Origin of the sequence: Flavobacterium ponti, from assembly GCF_042652765.1 — a bacterium.
In the GTDB taxonomy this organism is placed as follows: domain Bacteria; phylum Bacteroidota; class Bacteroidia; order Flavobacteriales; family Flavobacteriaceae; genus Flavobacterium; species Flavobacterium ponti.
The window spans coordinates 245,450-261,344 of sequence record NZ_JBHSGW010000027.1; the positions used below are offsets into that span (position 1 = coordinate 245,450).

16 protein-coding genes are annotated in these 15,895 nt (G+C 31.4%); all 16 read left to right on the top strand.

All coding sequences use genetic code 11. The features are described from left to right. Nucleotides 1-164: 164 nt before the first annotated feature. Nucleotides 165-506 (top strand): DUF2085 domain-containing protein, encoded by a 342-nt coding sequence (locus ACFO3U_RS12940; RefSeq protein ID WP_379743180.1) that lies wholly within the window; start codon nt 165-167, stop codon nt 504-506. A 10-nt stretch (nt 507-516) separates the two neighbouring features. Beyond that, the gene (locus tag ACFO3U_RS12945; protein ID WP_379743182.1) at nt 517-738 is read left to right on the top strand and encodes a hypothetical protein; all 222 of its coding nucleotides are present in this window, start codon (nt 517-519) and stop codon (nt 736-738) included. A 113-nt stretch (nt 739-851) separates the two neighbouring features. Further along, nucleotides 852-1,259 carry a hypothetical protein gene (locus tag ACFO3U_RS12950; protein ID WP_379743185.1) on the top strand — a complete coding sequence of 136 codons (408 nt, stop codon included), beginning with the start codon at nt 852-854 and terminating at the stop codon, nt 1,257-1,259. Continuing rightward, nucleotides 1,260-1,826 carry a YdeI/OmpD-associated family protein gene (locus ACFO3U_RS12955; protein ID WP_379743188.1) on the top strand — a complete coding sequence of 189 codons (567 nt, stop codon included), beginning with the start codon at nt 1,260-1,262 and terminating at the stop codon, nt 1,824-1,826. Beyond that, nucleotides 1,801-2,271 carry a hypothetical protein gene (locus tag ACFO3U_RS12960; protein WP_379743191.1) on the top strand — a complete coding sequence of 157 codons (471 nt, stop codon included), beginning with the start codon at nt 1,801-1,803 and terminating at the stop codon, nt 2,269-2,271. Before ACFO3U_RS12955 ends, ACFO3U_RS12960 begins: the two co-directional genes overlap by 26 nt. A 99-nt stretch (nt 2,272-2,370) precedes the next feature. Next, the gene (locus ACFO3U_RS12965) at nt 2,371-2,802 is read left to right on the top strand and encodes an META domain-containing protein (protein ID WP_379743194.1); all 432 of its coding nucleotides are present in this window, start codon (nt 2,371-2,373) and stop codon (nt 2,800-2,802) included. A gap of 16 nt (nt 2,803-2,818) precedes the next feature. Then, complete coding sequence (locus ACFO3U_RS12970; RefSeq protein WP_379743196.1) at nt 2,819-3,295, top strand: hypothetical protein; 477 nt, start codon at nt 2,819-2,821, stop codon at nt 3,293-3,295. A 132-nt stretch (nt 3,296-3,427) separates the two neighbouring features. Continuing rightward, complete coding sequence (locus tag ACFO3U_RS12975) at nt 3,428-4,321, top strand: ABC transporter ATP-binding protein (RefSeq protein ID WP_379743199.1); 894 nt, start codon at nt 3,428-3,430, stop codon at nt 4,319-4,321. Between the two features lie 82 nt (nt 4,322-4,403). Next, nucleotides 4,404-5,252: an ABC transporter permease gene (locus ACFO3U_RS12980; RefSeq protein ID WP_379743203.1), complete on the top strand. Its 849-nt coding sequence runs from the start codon at nt 4,404-4,406 to the stop codon at nt 5,250-5,252. Nucleotides 5,253-5,268: 16 nt separating this feature from the next. Continuing rightward, nucleotides 5,269-7,275: a choice-of-anchor L domain-containing protein gene (locus tag ACFO3U_RS12985; RefSeq protein ID WP_379743206.1), complete on the top strand. Its 2,007-nt coding sequence runs from the start codon at nt 5,269-5,271 to the stop codon at nt 7,273-7,275. A gap of 3 nt (nt 7,276-7,278) precedes the next feature. Next, nucleotides 7,279-7,650 carry a fluoride efflux transporter CrcB gene (crcB, locus tag ACFO3U_RS12990; RefSeq protein ID WP_379743209.1) on the top strand — a complete coding sequence of 124 codons (372 nt, stop codon included), beginning with the start codon at nt 7,279-7,281 and terminating at the stop codon, nt 7,648-7,650. Nucleotides 7,651-7,662: 12 nt separating this feature from the next. After that, on the top strand, nt 7,663-8,673 hold the full coding sequence (locus ACFO3U_RS12995) for a DHH family phosphoesterase (RefSeq protein ID WP_379743212.1): 1,011 nt from the start codon (nt 7,663-7,665) through the stop codon (nt 8,671-8,673). 2 nt (nt 8,674-8,675) lie between these two features. Beyond that, the gene (gldI, locus tag ACFO3U_RS13000) at nt 8,676-9,230 is read left to right on the top strand and encodes a gliding motility-associated peptidyl-prolyl isomerase GldI (RefSeq protein ID WP_379743215.1); all 555 of its coding nucleotides are present in this window, start codon (nt 8,676-8,678) and stop codon (nt 9,228-9,230) included. Between the two features lie 8 nt (nt 9,231-9,238). Continuing rightward, nucleotides 9,239-10,327, top strand: coding sequence for a peptidylprolyl isomerase (locus ACFO3U_RS13005; protein WP_379743218.1), 1,089 nt, complete (start codon nt 9,239-9,241; stop codon nt 10,325-10,327). A gap of 13 nt (nt 10,328-10,340) precedes the next feature. Further along, nucleotides 10,341-11,411: a peptidylprolyl isomerase gene (locus ACFO3U_RS13010; protein ID WP_379743220.1), complete on the top strand. Its 1,071-nt coding sequence runs from the start codon at nt 10,341-10,343 to the stop codon at nt 11,409-11,411. 128 nt (nt 11,412-11,539) lie between these two features. Next, nucleotides 11,540-15,886 carry a beta strand repeat-containing protein gene (locus ACFO3U_RS13015; RefSeq protein WP_379743223.1) on the top strand — a complete coding sequence of 1,449 codons (4,347 nt, stop codon included), beginning with the start codon at nt 11,540-11,542 and terminating at the stop codon, nt 15,884-15,886. Nucleotides 15,887-15,895 lie beyond the last annotated feature (9 nt).

Sequence of the window (15,895 nt, forward strand, 5' to 3'; positions counted from 1 at the left end):
TAATTCTGAACTTGTTTCAGAATCTCATCTATTTAAAAGGATTTAGATACTGAAATAGAAGATTTTATGAAGTTAAATAAAATTTAGCACAACAAAAAGAAACCTGTGAGATTATACTTGCAGGTTTTTTTAATTAATTTTATATATTAGCTAAAAATATACTAATGATTCTTAATAAAATACACTTAACATATTGCCACAGAAAACCAGAGCGTTCATTTTTTTGGAAAGGGAAACAATTCCCTGTATGTGCAAGATGTACAGGTATTCACATTGGATATTTAACTTTTCCAATTTTTCTTTTCGGTTTTGTAACACTAAATTTTTGGATTACCATTTTAATGATAATTCCAACCTATTTGGATGGTACAATTCAAGCTTTTTTTAACAGAGAGAGTAATAATTTCATACGAATTACAACAGGAATAATTGCTGGAATTGGGTCAATGTCCTTGATTTCAATCATTGGAAAAAAAATTGGGGACTACATATTATTATTAATTTAAAACCAAAATAATGTCAGAAAACTTTAACGAATTTGAACAAAAACCTAAAGACGAATTAAGTACAGGTTTGAAAGTACTATCATTTTGCATTCCTTTAGCTGGAGCAATTATTTATTTTACAAAAAAAGAAAAAGAACCTAATGCTGCACAATCAGCTTGTTATGCTGCACTAATTGGAATGGCAGTAGGATTGGTATTTAATGTTCTAATGCGTGTAGGTGGAATGAGTTAATCAACTTAGCTCAAAAAAAAATTAAAGAACCTGTAAGTTATTTCGAAGTTTCGGAACTTGCAGGTTTTTTTGTAGCTTTGAATTTCAAATAACTTTACATACTTTAAAAATTTGTGAAAAAAATATATTTATTTCTAATATTTCCTTTCTTGTTAGCTACAAAATGTGCTACTAAAGAAATTGATTTTATTATAGAAAACGAATCAAAAGACAAGTATTATATTACATCTACAAAAAACATTGATTTAATTAATAAATATTTATCTTCTAAATACATTGATGAAGATAGGGTAATTAATGTTGATGAAAAGATTGTTAAACCATTATTCTTAGAAGTTTCTTTAAATCATTATGAATCAAAAAAAGGTCAATACGTTTTTTATACTATTAAACAAAATGATTATAACAATCGTAATTTTGAGTTTGATAGTATTTGTGTTGAAAAAAATAAGTTTAATGTAAAAAATGTAAATACTATTTACATTAATAGAAAAAAATATTTTAAATCAACCAATCACTAGATGCAACAAAAACCAACCCTATACTTCAAAAATCACACAGAATGGAGAAATTGGCTTCATGAAAATCATGATAAACACAAAGCTGTTTATTTGATTTTTTATAAAGTAGCTAGTGAAACTCAAAGTATGCGTTGGGAGGAAGCTGTTAAAGTTGCTATTTGTTATGGTTGGATTGATTCAACAGTAAAAAAAATAGACGAAGAACGAAGACAACAACTCTTTACACCAAGAAAAGACAAAAGTGTTTGGAGTAAAGTTAACAAAGATTATATTGAAGATTTGATTGCTAATAATTTAATGCATGAAAGTGGTTTAAAAAAAATAGAAATTGCTAAAAAAAATGGTTCGTGGGAAAGTTTAGATGCTGTTGAAAATTTAGAAGTTCCAGATGATTTGCAAAAAGCATTTGATGCCAATGAAATTGCTTTTTCTAATTATGAAAACTTTAGTAAATCGTATCGAAAAAGTTATTTATATTGGTTAAATCAAGCCAAAAGAGAAGAAACAAGACAAAACAGAATTGCTCAAATTATCGATTTGTGTGAGAAGAATATTAAAAGTAAATAAGAAATTAATGTTAGGATTATTTAAAAAATTAGTAGTCAAGTTAGGTGGAGTTGATACATCAGAAAAAAATCATGTAGATATTTTTACAGAAGAAAGAATCACAGATGTAATTGGAGACAAAATTGCAAGTAAAGAAACAGGTGGAATTTGGATTAAAGTGCAAGAATTAGCCGAATTTCATTTTTTAAATGTAACAATTGTTGGAACTAAAAACTTTAAAACTCATAAAGGAATTACGTTTTATTTTATTGGAAATGACCAAACCTATGAATTACATTCTGACACTAAAGAAATAGCATCAGATAATTCAAATATCTCGAATCAATGGATAACTCAATTTAGTTTTGACATTACAGAAGTTGATTTTGATACAATGCTAACTGAAGGAAATACAATTGAAGTGAAAAGTAATAAACAAACGGAAGTTTTTACAATTATAAAATAATGCAAATTCATTCTAAAATTTTCCTAATTCCTTTTTTCTTACCTCTTTTTATTTGTATTTTTATGCTAATGTAATGATTAGTAACCCAAATTATTTATTATGAAAAAATCAATCTTATTTTTATTACTGCTAACTGGCATTATTTTCAGTGCTTGTTCTACTTCAAAACAAGCTAGTTCAAATGACTTATTCAATACAACTTGGGAACTAGATTACATCACAGGTTCAAGAATTGCTTTTGATGGATTATATCCAAATGAAAAACCTAATTTAATTTTTGACGAAGAAACAAACCGAGTACATGGAACAAACAGTTGCAATGGTTACTCTTATAAATATACTTTTGATAAAGACAAACTAACATTTAGTGAACCTGGTCCAGCAACTTTAAGATATTGCGAAGGAAATGGAGACAAAGCTTTTTTACAAATGATGGAAAAAGTTGAATCTTTTTCTTTTGATGAAAACAAAAAATTAAATTTAATCGCTAATGGAATTCCTGTAATGCGATTTAAAAAAGTATCTAATTAATTAAAACCAAAACAGCATGAAAAAATTTCTTATTTTAACTTTAGCAGTAGTAACTTTTGCAAGCTGTAAAAACGAAGAATCACAAAGTATTGAACCAACAGAAATTCCTTTAAAAGAAACAGCAAAAGAAAACACCCATCCATCATCAACAGAATGTTATGAGTATAATGCTGATGGAAGTAAAGTTCAGTTAAAAATGACCAACAAAGACAATGAAGTTTCTGGTGTGTTGACTTACGAACTAAAAGAAAAAGACAGCAATAAAGGAACTATCAAAGGAGAAATTAAAGATAATAAATTAATAGCTGTTTACACATTTCAATCAGAAGGAACTGAAAGTACCAGAGAAGTTGCTTTTTTAATGAAAGACAACCAATTAATTGAAGGTTATGGAGAAGTTGTAACGGAAGGAAATAGTGTAAAATTTAAAGATATTTCAAGTTTAGATTATTCTTCAAATATGCCTTTGTCTAAAGTAGATTGTCAGAAGTAAATAAACTTTAAAAATATTTAAATTAAGCCTGAAAGTATATCTTATCAGGCTTTTTTTAGTCTAATTTTTAAGAAAAGGTAACAAAAATCGTTTTTTATCGTCTTATGATTATACTTAAAAAAAACTACTACTTTGGAAACTATACTTTCAATCAACAACCTCAACAAAATATTTGGAAAAAAAATTCATGCTGTAAACAATGTTTCTTTTGAAATCAAAAAAGGAAATGTGTATGGAATTTTAGGTCCAAATGGTTCAGGAAAATCAACAACTCTTGGAATTGTATTAAATGTAGTCAATAAAACTTCAGGAGATTTTTCTTGGTTCAATGGAAGTTTAGAAACGCATGATGCTTTGAAAAAAGTGGGTGCTATTATTGAAAGACCCAATTTTTATCCTTACATGACTGCTCAAGAAAACCTAGAGTTAGTTTGTAAAATAAAAAATATTCCTTTTACTAAAGTGACTGAAAAATTGGAGTTAGTAGGACTTTTAGATAGAAAAGATTCCAAGTTCAAAACGTTTTCTTTAGGAATGAAACAACGTTTGGCTATAGCTTCTGCCCTATTGAATGATCCAGAAATATTAATTTTAGATGAACCAACAAACGGTTTAGATCCACAAGGAATTCGTCAAATTCGTGATTTAATTCGATTAATTGCTTCACAAGGAACTACTATTTTATTGGCTTCTCATTTATTAGATGAAGTCGAAAAAGTATGTTCACATGTTGTTGTGCTTCGCTTTGGAAAAATGTTATATGAAGGTCCAGTTGATGCAATGGCTTCCAATGAAGGATTTTTTGAACTTCAAGCTAAGGATTCAAATGCTTTGATTACGATTTTAATGAATCATAATTCGGTAGAAAAATGTGTGGAAGAAGAAGGAAAAGTTTTAGTGTTCTTAAAAAACAAATTAGAAGCTGATGAATTAAATCAATTTCTTTTTGAAAATCAAATAGTTTTAAGTCAACTAATCAAAAAAAAACATAGTTTAGAAGAACAGTTTTTACAATTGACCAAATAAATACTTTAGAACTCCAAACTTCTACCTACTGAATCATACAATTAAACAATTTCACGATTCAACAATTAAACAACAAAAAATCATGATAAGATTATTCCAAATAGAAATCCAAAAACTGTGGAAAAACAGAGCTAGTAAAGTATTAACTATTACCTATTTTGTTTTACTTACATTAATTTCGTTAATAGCTGCAATAGAGTTTGACATTGGTCCAATACATATTAGTGTAGCTGATCAAGGAGTTTTTAATTTCCCTTTTATTTGGCATTTTAACACATATGTTGCTGACTATTTCAAGATATTTTTAGCAGTTGTTATTGTTTCTATGATGGCCAATGAATATAGTTATGGAACTTTAAAACAAAATCTAATTGATGGAATGAGCAAGAAAGAATTTGTGCTTTCAAAGTTTATTACAGTTGTATTATTTGCTTTTATTTCCACTCTATTTGTGTTTATAGTTTCCATGATTTTAGGATTAATGTATTCTTCTTACACTGAAGTTGGAATCATTTTTTCACAAGTAGATTATATTTTAGCTTTTTTCGTAAAACTAGTTGCCTTTTTCTCATTCTGTTTATTCTTAGGAGTCTTAATTAAAAGAAGTGCATTTGCTTTAGGTTTTTTATTTTTTTGGTTTCTCTTCGAAAACATCTCATTTGCAATTATTAAATATGGAATTCTACGTAGGAAAGACAGTGAGGAAATTTGGGTAGACAAAGTTTATGATTTCTTACCATTAGAATCCATGTCAAATTTAATTGTAGAACCAATTACAAGGTTAAACTTTGCTAAAACTATTGGTACGCAAGTCGGAATTGAAAATGTAAAAGATTATAGTGTTCATTATTCAACTATGTTAATTGTGTTAATTTGGACAGCAATCTTTATTTTTGGTTCGTATTACATAGTAAAGAAAAGAGATTTATAGTATCTTTGCCCTCGCTATGAAGGGAATAAAATTTATACTATTATTTGTGTTAGCTGTTTTTTTTAGCCAAAAAAATTACGGTCAATACATCACAACTAACGAAAATTATACTGCTCAACAACTAGTTGAAGATGTTTTAATTAATAGTCCATGTGCAACTGTTTCTAATTTCTCTGTTTCAGGAGGAAATTTTACATCAGGAGAAAAAAGTTACGCTTACTTTGATGGAACTGGATCAACTTTTCCATTTCAAAACGGAATCGTTCTAAGTACTGGAAAAGCCTCAAACACTCAAGGACCAAACAACTCATTATCAGACGATGGTGCCAATATGGGTTGGAATGGAGATCAAGATCTTGAACAAGCCTTAGGTATTTCTAATACTTTAAATGCAACGATTTTAGAGTTTGATTTTATATCTGTAGGAAATAAATTTAGTTTTGATTATATTTTCTCTTCTGAAGAATATCAAGGAAGTGCTCCTTGTAAGTATTCTGATGGTTTTGCTTTCTTATTAAAAGAAGCAGGTTCAACAAATCAATATCAAAATTTAGCTTTAGTTCCTAATACAAATACTCCTGTTTTAGTTACTACTGTTCATCCTTTAATTTCGGGTGGAAATGGGTGTCCTGCCATAAATGAACAATATTTTGATGCATTCAACGGAACAAATCATCCAACTAATTTCAACGGACAAACAGTAGTTTTAACTGCTCAAGCTGATATTCTGCCAAATGTTTTATATCATATAAAATTAGTAATAGCAGATGAAGAAAATTATAGATATGATTCAGCTATATTTATTGGTGGTGGAAGTTTTAATTTTGGAATTGATTTAGGTGACGATCGTTTAATAGCAAATGGAAATCCATTATGTCAAAACGATAGTTTGCTTTTAGATGCTACACAAGCTGGAACAAATACTTATCAATGGTTTCAAAATGGAAATTTACTTATTGGAGAAACAAATCCAACATATAATATCACATCAGCTGGTAGTTATGCTGTGGAAGTAAATATTAATGGTTCTTGTATTTCTGAGGGAGAAATTGAAATTGAATATGCACCAGTTTTAAATGTAATACAAGATGAATTTACACAATGTGACACGGATGGAACACAAGATGGCTTTACAAGCTTTGATTTAACTACTATTGAAAATCAAATATTTTCAAATTTACCAACCAGTTTTTCAATTTCATTTTTTGAAACAACGAACGGAACAAATGTTTTGCCAACAAACTACACAAATACAACTTCATATCAACAAATTATTTATGCCAAAATAACAAATATTCAAGGTTGTTACCAAGCTTATCCAATAACACTAAAAGTAAATACATTATCTATAGGACAAAATGAAATAATTGGTTTGTGTAATGGAAATTCAAGCACATTATCAGTTCCAAACGGATTTACTTCATATAGTTGGAATACAAACCCTGTTCAAACTACGAATCAAATCAATGTAAGCTCAGCTGGAATTTATACGGTAACAGTTACGAATTCAAATGGCTGTTCTGCCACAAAAACATTTACAGTAGAATTATCAGAGCCAGCTACAATTACAAATGTTACAGTAAATGATTTTAGTGATAACAACTCAGCTACAATCGAAGTAACAGGAAATGGAACTTATGAATATTCTTTGGATGGAAATACTTATCAAGCGAGTAATACATTTTCTTTTCTTGCTACTGGTAATTATAGTTTTTACGTTAGAGATACCAAAGGTTGCGGAATTACACCTGGAACTTTCCAAGTATTAGCAGCTCCTAAATTTTTCACTCCAAATGGAGATAGTTTTAATGAAACATGGTATGTGCCTTTGTTAGCCTTACAACCTAAAACAATTATTACTATATTTGATAGATATGGAAAGTTGATTTATAGTTTTAAAGCCAATCAACCAGGTTGGGATGGAACTTTAAATGGAAAAATGCTTTTCGCTGATGATTATTGGTATACTATTACATTTGAGAACGGTAGAATTGTCAAAGGTCATTTTAGTTTAATTCGATAAAATATGATTAAAAATTTAATTTTAGTAGCTATTGGTGGTGCTTCAGGAAGTGTTTTGAGGTATTTAGTTCATTGGATAGTTTCTAAAAAATCATACTCAACTTTTCCTTATCAAACTTTTTTAGTAAATATTATAGGTTGCTTACTAATTGGCTTACTTGTTGGATATTTATATAAATACAATACAGAAAACGAATCCTTAAAACTTTTATTAATTACAGGTTTTTGTGGAGGTTTTACTACCTTTTCTGCGTTTGGTTTAGAAAATGTAAACATGATTCAAAATCAAAATTATCAACTAGCATTAATTTACACTTCACTATCATTAATTTTAGGTATTTTAGCCGTTAGTTTAGGAATAGTCATTTCAAAATAAGAAAAATAAATAATGTTTAATACAAACGAATTACAAGAATTAAAAAGCCTTTTATTATCACCTAAAAAAATCAGCATCATACCACATAGAAATCCAGATGGAGATGCTATGGGTTCAACATTAGCTTTGTATCATTTCTTAAAAAAATTAGATCATCAAGTTGTTGTTGTGGCTCCAAATGAGTTTCCTGATTTTTTAAGTTGGTTACCAGATGCTGATAAAGTTCTTGTTTTCGAAAGAGAAAATGACAGAGCCAAAAAAGAAATCGAATGCAGTAAATTAATTTTTACATTAGATTTTAATGCTTTACATAGAACAGGAGATGTAATGGGTGCTTATCTTGAAACATTAGATATTCCTATGGCAATGATTGATCATCATCAAGCTCCAGATTCTTATGCTAAATATACTTTTTCTGATGTTACTTATGGTTCAACTTGCGAAATGGTTTATCATTTTATTGAAGCTTTAGGTTATAAAGAAAGTATTGATAAAGATATCGCAACTTGCATTTACACAGGAATCACAACCGATTCTGGTAGTTTTAGGTATCCAAAAACAACAGGAGCAACACATAGAGTAGTTGCTGATTTAATTGATAAGGGAGTTGACAATTCTGCAATTCATAATTCATTATTTGACAATTCTTCAACAAATCGTTTGAAGATTTTAGGAATGGCTTTGAACAATATGGTGGTTTTACCTGAGTATAAAACATCTTATATTACGTTGTCACAAGAAGAATTAGACAGTGCAAACAATCAAAAAGGTGATACCGAAGGAATTGTTAATTATGGATTATCAATAAAAGGCATAGAGTTTGCAGCAATCTTCATCGAAAATAAAGAAGAAGGTATTATTAAAATCTCATTCCGTTCACAAGGAGACTTTGATGTTAATCAATTTGCTCGTACACATTTTAATGGTGGTGGACATATTAATGCAGCTGGAGGAAAATCTTTACTCTCATTAGATGAAACTGTGAAAAAATTTATTGCTATTTTAGCATCTGAAAAAAAATGAAAATGAAAATAAAAAAAATAATCTTATTAGCAATTATAGGTATATTCTCTATAAATTGTACTAACCAACAAGCAAGAAAACCTGTTTCACAATCATCAGGTTCTTTTATAAATGAATCCATTGAAAGAAACAAAGTATTGATTGCTGAAGAAGAAGAAGCTATAGATAAATTCATTAAAAACGATAGTTTAAATGAATATATATCTTCTCCAAAAGGATATTGGTATTCTTACAACACTAAAATTGATGAAGCTACTAATACTCCAATAAGAGGAGATATTGCCTATTTTGATTATGAAATTAAAAAGTTAGATGGCACAACAATTTATACCAAAGAGGAATTAAAACCTCAAACCTATTATGTAGATAAAGAAAATATATTAATGGGTTTACGTGATGGAATTAAAATCATGAAAAAAGGAGAAGAAATCACGTTTCTATTTCCTTCTCACTCTGGATTTGGGTATCATGGTGACAACAATAAAATAGGGACAAATGAACCTTTACTTTGTACAGTAACTTTAAACGACATAAAAAAAGACACGTCTAATAATTAATTTAAACAATGAGAAAATTAAATTTATTTTTTATCGCTCTAGTAGCGCTTTTTACTTCATGTAAAAATAACCCTTACGCAGATTTAGGAGATGGTTTATTTGCAAATATCGAAACCTCAAAAGGAGATATTATTGTAAAATTAGAATACCAAAAAACTCCTATTACTGTTGCCAATTTCGTTTCTTTAGCGGAAGGAAAGAATCAATTTGTGGAAGAAAAGTTCAAAAACAAACCTTTCTATGACGGATTAACATTTCACAGAGTTTTAAAAGATTTCATGATTCAAGGTGGTGACCCAGATGCTTCTGGTTTAGGTGGACCTGGATATAAGTTTAAAGATGAATTTGATGAAACACTTAAACACAATAAAGCTGGTGTTCTTTCAATGGCAAATGCCGGACCTGGTACAAATGGTTCTCAGTTTTTTATTACTCATAAAGAAACTCCTTGGTTAGATGGTGTTCATACAGTTTTTGGTGAAGTTGTTAAGGGAATGGAAAATGTAAATGCAATTGAACAAGGTGATACTATTACAAAAATTTCTATCATTAGAAATGGTTCAGATGCAGAAAAATTTGATGCTGTTAAAGTATTTACAGATTACTATAAAGTTGAAGCTGAAACTATAAAAATTGCAGAAGAAAGAGCAAAAGCTGTAATGGTAGATAAAGCAAATTATTTAACTGAAAAAAGAAAAGAAGCTACTAAAACAGCTTCAGGTTTAGAATACATAATCATCAATAATGGAGCTGGTGCAAAACCAAAAGCAGGAACTCAAGTTTATGTAAATTATGCAGGTTATTTTGAAAATGGTGATATGTTTGACACAAGTTATGCAGATGTGGCCGAACAATATGGTAGACTTGATGCAAAAAGAAAAGAAATGAATGGATACCAACCTTTTCCTTTTGAATATGGCAAAAAAGTAGGTTTAATTCCAGGATTTATTGAAGGTTTAGAAAACATGAAATTTGGAGATAAAGCATTAGTGTTCATTCCATATCAATTAGGTTATGGTGAAAATGGTAGCGGACCAATTCCTCCAAAAACAAATTTAGTATTTGAAATAGAAATGCTTGAAAAAGCACCTCAATAATAAAATATTTACAATGAAAAAATTAGTTTTATTTACACTATTAATTAGCTCCCTTTTTTCTTTTGCTCAAACAGAAGATGGATTATATGCTAAAATGAAAACCAATAAAGGAGATATCCTTTTAAAATTAGAATATCAAAAAACACCTATCACAGTAGCAAATTTTGTTTCTTTGGCAGAAGGAACTAACCCATTTGTAGAAGATAAATTAAAAGGAAAGCCATATTACAATGGATTAAAATTCCATAGAGTCATTGCTGATTTCATGATTCAAGGAGGTGACCCTCAAGGAACTGGTGCTGGTGGACCTGGTTATAAATTCAAAGATGAATTTGACGAAAGTCTAAAACATACTAAACCAGGAATTTTATCAATGGCAAATGCAGGACCAGGTACAAATGGTTCTCAATTTTTCATTACACACAAAGCAACACCATGGTTAGATAATAAGCATAGTGTTTTTGGAGAGGTTATAGAAGGAATGGATGTGGTAAACGCAATTGCTCAAGGAGACCAAATAATGGAAGTAAACATTATCAAAGTTGGTGAGGAAGCAAAAAAATTCGATGCAAAAAAAATTTTCAGTGACTACTACGGAAAAAAAGACGAAGAAGCTAAGGCAGCAAAAGAGATTGCAGATAAAGCAGCAAAGAACAAATTAGCTTACATAACTAAAATGAGAAAAAAAGCTAAGAAAACAACTTCAGGTTTAGAGTATGTTGTTGTTTCTAAAGGTAAAGGTGCCAAACCAGCAGCAGGAACAACGGTCTACATTAACTACGCTGGTTATTTTGAAAATGGTGAAATGTTTGATTCAAGTTATGAAGAAGTAGCCAAAGAATATGGAAAATTTGACCATCGAAGAAAAGATTCAAATGGTTATCAACCATTTCCTTTTGAATATGGCAAAAAACAAGGTTTAATTCCAGGATTTTTAGAAGGATTAGATTATATTAATTATGGTGATAAAATTCTTTTATTTATCCCTTATAATTTAGGATATGGAGAAAAAGGTGGTGGACCAATTCCTGCAAAAACAAATTTAGTTTTTGAAGTTGAAATGCTTGAAAATATTCCACAGTAAAAGGAAACAATAAATTTTAAGAAGGTATTTAGAGTCAAATCTAGATACCTTTTTTTATAAAGTAACTATTTAAAAACCAAAAGTTAAATTTCATCGTATATGTAGTATCAACAATAAAAACTATATATATGAAACCAAAAACTACGTTTAAAAACTTTATGGCTCTTACAATTTTTCTTCTGGGAATAACCGTTTCCTTTGGGCAAGTAGTAACGAGCAGTGCTGACGATGGCTCAGCAGGAACTTTAAGAAGTCAAATAGCTGCAGCCTCATCAGGAACAACTATTACATTTGCACCTAGTGTAACTAGCATTATCTTAACAACAGGTCAAATCACTATTGATAAATCTTTAACAATTACAGGTAATGGCATTACAAATACAACTATCAATGGTAACGCAAACGGTAGAATATTTGATGTTACAGCTGGTAATTTTATCTTAAATGATATTCTATTGACTAACGGATTAGCTGACAATGGTGGAGCAATTCAAGTTACAGGAGCAAATCTTACAATAAACAATTCTTCTATTTCAAATAGTATAGCAAATGGAGCTTCTGGAAGTGGAGGTGCAATTATACTAAACTCAAACTCAAGTTTAACATCTTTATTATCATCTTTTACAGGTAACATAGCAAATAGAGCTGGTGGAGCGATTGAAGTAACTGCAGGAACAACAACAATTTTAACAAATGTAACATTATCAGGAAACAATGCAGGAGTATCTCCAGCTACAGCTGCACCAGGAAACGGTGGAGCTCTTCACGTTTCAGGAAACGGTACTGTAACTATTACAGGTGGAATGGTAAACATGAATATGGCTGCATCTGAAGGTGGTGGTTTATGGAATGGAACTGGAACAATGACAATTGACGGAACTACTATTTCAAACAACACTGCTGCAGGAATAGCTTCTGATAACGGTGGTGGTGGTATTTACAACCTAAATAATGGTACATTAAACATATCAAATGCAACAATAACAAATAACATGGCTACTGGAACAGCAGGTTCTGGTGGTGGAATTCTTAATGATGTTGGTGCTACTTTAAATGTAACAAATTCTACAATTACAGGAAACACAGCAAACCGTGCTGGTGGTGGAATTGAAGGAAATGCAACGATGGGAACTTCATTCGTAAATTTAACAGGTGTAACTTTAAACGGAAATACTGTTTTTAATTCACCTGGAAACGGTGGTGGTTTACACATGACTGGACCTGGAACAATAATGATTACTGGAGGAACAGTTAACAACAATATAGCTGGTGCAGAAGGTGGTGGATTATGGAATGGTTCTGGTATGATGACAATTAGTGGAACAACAATCGATGGAAACACAGCTTCTGGTGCAGCACTAGACAATGGTGGTGGTGGTATTTATAACTTCAACGGTGGAACTGTTTTAATTCAAAACGGAGCTATGATTACCAACAATATTGCAGATGGAACAGCAGGTTCAGGTGGAGGAATATTAAATGATGCTGGTTCTACTTTAACAATAAACAACTCAACAATTTCAGGAAACAGAGCTAATAGAGCTGGTGGTGGAATTGAAACTCAAGCAGGTTCAACTGTTACGCTTACAATGGCAACATTGACAAGTAACAATGCTGGTTTAGCTCCTGCTGTTGCTGCCCCAGGTAGTGGTGGTGGTTTACACGTTAGTGGAAATGGAACAATCAACATTACTGGTGGAATGGTAAACATGAATATGGCTGCTTCTGAAGGTGGTGGTTTATGGAATGGAACAGGAATAATGACTATTGATGGAACTACAATCAATGCAAACACTGCAGCTGGAAATGATCCAGATAATGGTGGTGGTGGTATTTACAACCTAAATAATGGTACATTAAACATATCAAATGCTACAATATCTAACAATATGGCTACTGGAACAGCGGGTTCTGGTGGTGGAATTTTAAATGATGTTGGTTCAACAACAAATATAACAAACTCTTCAGTTACTGGAAATTCTGCAAACCGTGCTGGTGGTGGAATTGAAGGAAATGCAACGATGGGAACTTCATTCGTAAATTTAACAGGTGTAACTTTAAACGGAAACACTGTGTTTAATTCACCTGGAAACGGTGGTGGTTTACACATGACTGGACCTGGAACAATAATGATTACTGATGGAACAGTTAATAACAATATAGCTGGTGCAGAGGGTGGTGGTTTATGGAATGGTTCTGGTATGATGACAATTAGTGGAACAACAATCGATGGAAACACAGCTTCTGGTGCAGCACTAGACAATGGTGGTGGTGGTATTTATAACTTCAACGGTGGAACTGTTTTAATTCAAAACGGAGCTATGATTACCAACAATATTGCAGATGGAACAGCAGGTTCTGGTGGAGGAATATTAAATGACGCTGGTTCTACTTTAACAATAAACAACTCAACAATTTCTGGTAACAGAGCTAATAGAGCTGGTGGTGGAATTGAAACTCAAGCAGGTTCAACTGTTACGCTTACAATGGCTACTTTAACAAATAATAATGCTGGTATTGCTCCTGCAATTGCTGCTCCTGGAAGTGGTGGTGGACTTCACGTTAGTGGAAACGGAACAATCAATATTACAGGTGGAATGGTAAACATGAATATGGCAGCATCAGAAGGTGGTGGTTTATGGAATGGAACTGGAACAATGACAATAGATGGAACTACAATAGACGCTAATACTGCTTCAGGAGCTGACCCTACTAACGGTGGTGGTGGTATTTATAACTTAAATGCAGGAATTTTAAATATTTCAAATGCAACAATTAGCAATAACATTGCAAACGGAACAGCGGGTTCTGGTGGTGGAATATTAAATGATGTAGGTTCGCAATTATCAATAACTAATACATCAATTACAGGAAACACAGCAGTAAGAGCTGGTGGTGGAATCGAAGATAATTCAGGAACTAGTACTATTCTATTGACAAATGTAAATTTAAACAACAATAGTGTATCAGGACCTCCAGGAAACGGTGGTGGTTTACATATTACTGGTGCAGGAAATGTAACAATTTCTGGTGGAACAGTAAATGGAAACACTGCTTCACTTGAAGGTGGTGGATTGTGGAATGGAACTGGTATTATGAGTGTTACAGGAACAACAATCAACGGAAATACTTCTACAGGAAATGCTGCTGATGATGGTGGAGCTGGAATATTTAACAACGGTGGTACTTTAATGTTAGATACTGCAATGGTAACTAATAACAACGCAACAGGAACTTCTGGTTCTGGTGGTGGAATATTAAGTATAGCTGGTCCAGTTACTATTTTAAATTCAACTTTAGATTCAAATTCAGCTAACAGAGCTGGTGGTGCAATTGAAGCTATTAATGGATCTTTAACTATTACAAATTCAAACCTTACCAATAATGATGTAGATGGAACAGCTGGAACTGCTAATCCTGGAAACGGTGGAGCAATTCACATTTCTGGAGTTGTAACAACAATGATAACTGGTGGAACAGTTTCTAACAATGATGCTGGTCGTGAAGGTGGTGGATTATGGAATCAAACTGGTTCTACAATGACTGTTACTAATGTTACTTTAGATAGTAATACAGCAAGTGGAGCAGCAATCAATCAAGGTGGTGGAGCAATCTTCAATAATGGTGGAACACTTAACGTGAATAATTCTACTCTATCAAATAACATAGTGGATGGAACTTTAGGAAATGGTGGAGCTATTCACGTAAAAACAGGAACTGCAAACGTAATGTTATCTACAATTTCAGGAAACACTTCAGCTAATGATGGTGCTGGAATTTACAACAATGATATGTTAAACATCAACGCTGTTACAATCGCAAATAATTCTGCAACTGCAAATGGTGGTGGAATTGCAAACAACAGTGCTACTACTCCATCATTAAAAAACACTATTGTTGCAACAAACACAGCTGCTACAGGTGTAGATGTTTTCTCAACCACTACTCCATTAACTTCAAACGGTTATAATTTAATAGGTGCTGACGCAACAAATGCATTCCCTGCAACTGCTACAGATATTGAAGGAATGAATCCATTTTTAGCACCATTAGCTAACAACGGAGGGACGACTTTAACACATGCTTTACAAACTAATAGTCCAGCTTACAATACTGGTGCTCCAACAGATTTATTTAACGACCAAATTAACAATGCTATTTTTGGAGGAACAAGAGATATAGGAGCTTATGAAGCACAAATGGCTTTAGCTAACGCTTCATTTGCAGGAAAAGTAGCTGCTATTTATCCAAATCCAACAACAAATGGATTAATAAATATTATTTTACCAACTGATTTTGACACTCAAGTTAACGGAACAATCTACGAATTAAGTTCAGGAAAAATAGTTAAACAATTCAATATTTCAACTACTAACTCTGAAATTAGATTAGATAATTTATCTACAGGTGTTTATGTAATGCAACTAGTTGCTGATACATTTACAGAAACACACAAGTTAGTTATTGGTAGATAAAACCCTGAT

Excerpts from the sequence above, each read along its gene's own strand:
- ACFO3U_RS13005 (WP_379743218.1), top strand. The coding sequence starts at position 9,239 with ATGAGAAAATTAAATTTATTTTTTATCGCTCTAGTAGCGCTTTTTACT.
- ACFO3U_RS12965 (WP_379743194.1), top strand. The coding sequence starts at position 2,371 with ATGAAAAAATCAATCTTATTTTTATTACTGCTAACTGGCATTATTTTC.
- gldI (WP_379743215.1), top strand. The coding sequence starts at position 8,676 with ATGAAAATAAAAAAAATAATCTTATTAGCAATTATAGGTATATTCTCT.
- ACFO3U_RS12945 (WP_379743182.1), top strand. The coding sequence starts at position 517 with ATGTCAGAAAACTTTAACGAATTTGAACAAAAACCTAAAGACGAATTA.
- ACFO3U_RS12980 (WP_379743203.1), top strand. The coding sequence starts at position 4,404 with ATGATAAGATTATTCCAAATAGAAATCCAAAAACTGTGGAAAAACAGA.
- ACFO3U_RS13015 (WP_379743223.1), top strand. The coding sequence starts at position 11,540 with ATGAAACCAAAAACTACGTTTAAAAACTTTATGGCTCTTACAATTTTT.
- ACFO3U_RS12970 (WP_379743196.1), top strand. The coding sequence starts at position 2,819 with ATGAAAAAATTTCTTATTTTAACTTTAGCAGTAGTAACTTTTGCAAGC.
- ACFO3U_RS13010 (WP_379743220.1), top strand. The coding sequence starts at position 10,341 with ATGAAAAAATTAGTTTTATTTACACTATTAATTAGCTCCCTTTTTTCT.
- ACFO3U_RS12955 (WP_379743188.1), top strand. The coding sequence starts at position 1,260 with ATGCAACAAAAACCAACCCTATACTTCAAAAATCACACAGAATGGAGA.
- ACFO3U_RS12985 (WP_379743206.1), top strand. The coding sequence starts at position 5,269 with ATGAAGGGAATAAAATTTATACTATTATTTGTGTTAGCTGTTTTTTTT.
- ACFO3U_RS12995 (WP_379743212.1), top strand. The coding sequence starts at position 7,663 with ATGTTTAATACAAACGAATTACAAGAATTAAAAAGCCTTTTATTATCA.
- ACFO3U_RS12940 (WP_379743180.1), top strand. The coding sequence starts at position 165 with ATGATTCTTAATAAAATACACTTAACATATTGCCACAGAAAACCAGAG.
- crcB (WP_379743209.1), top strand. The coding sequence starts at position 7,279 with ATGATTAAAAATTTAATTTTAGTAGCTATTGGTGGTGCTTCAGGAAGT.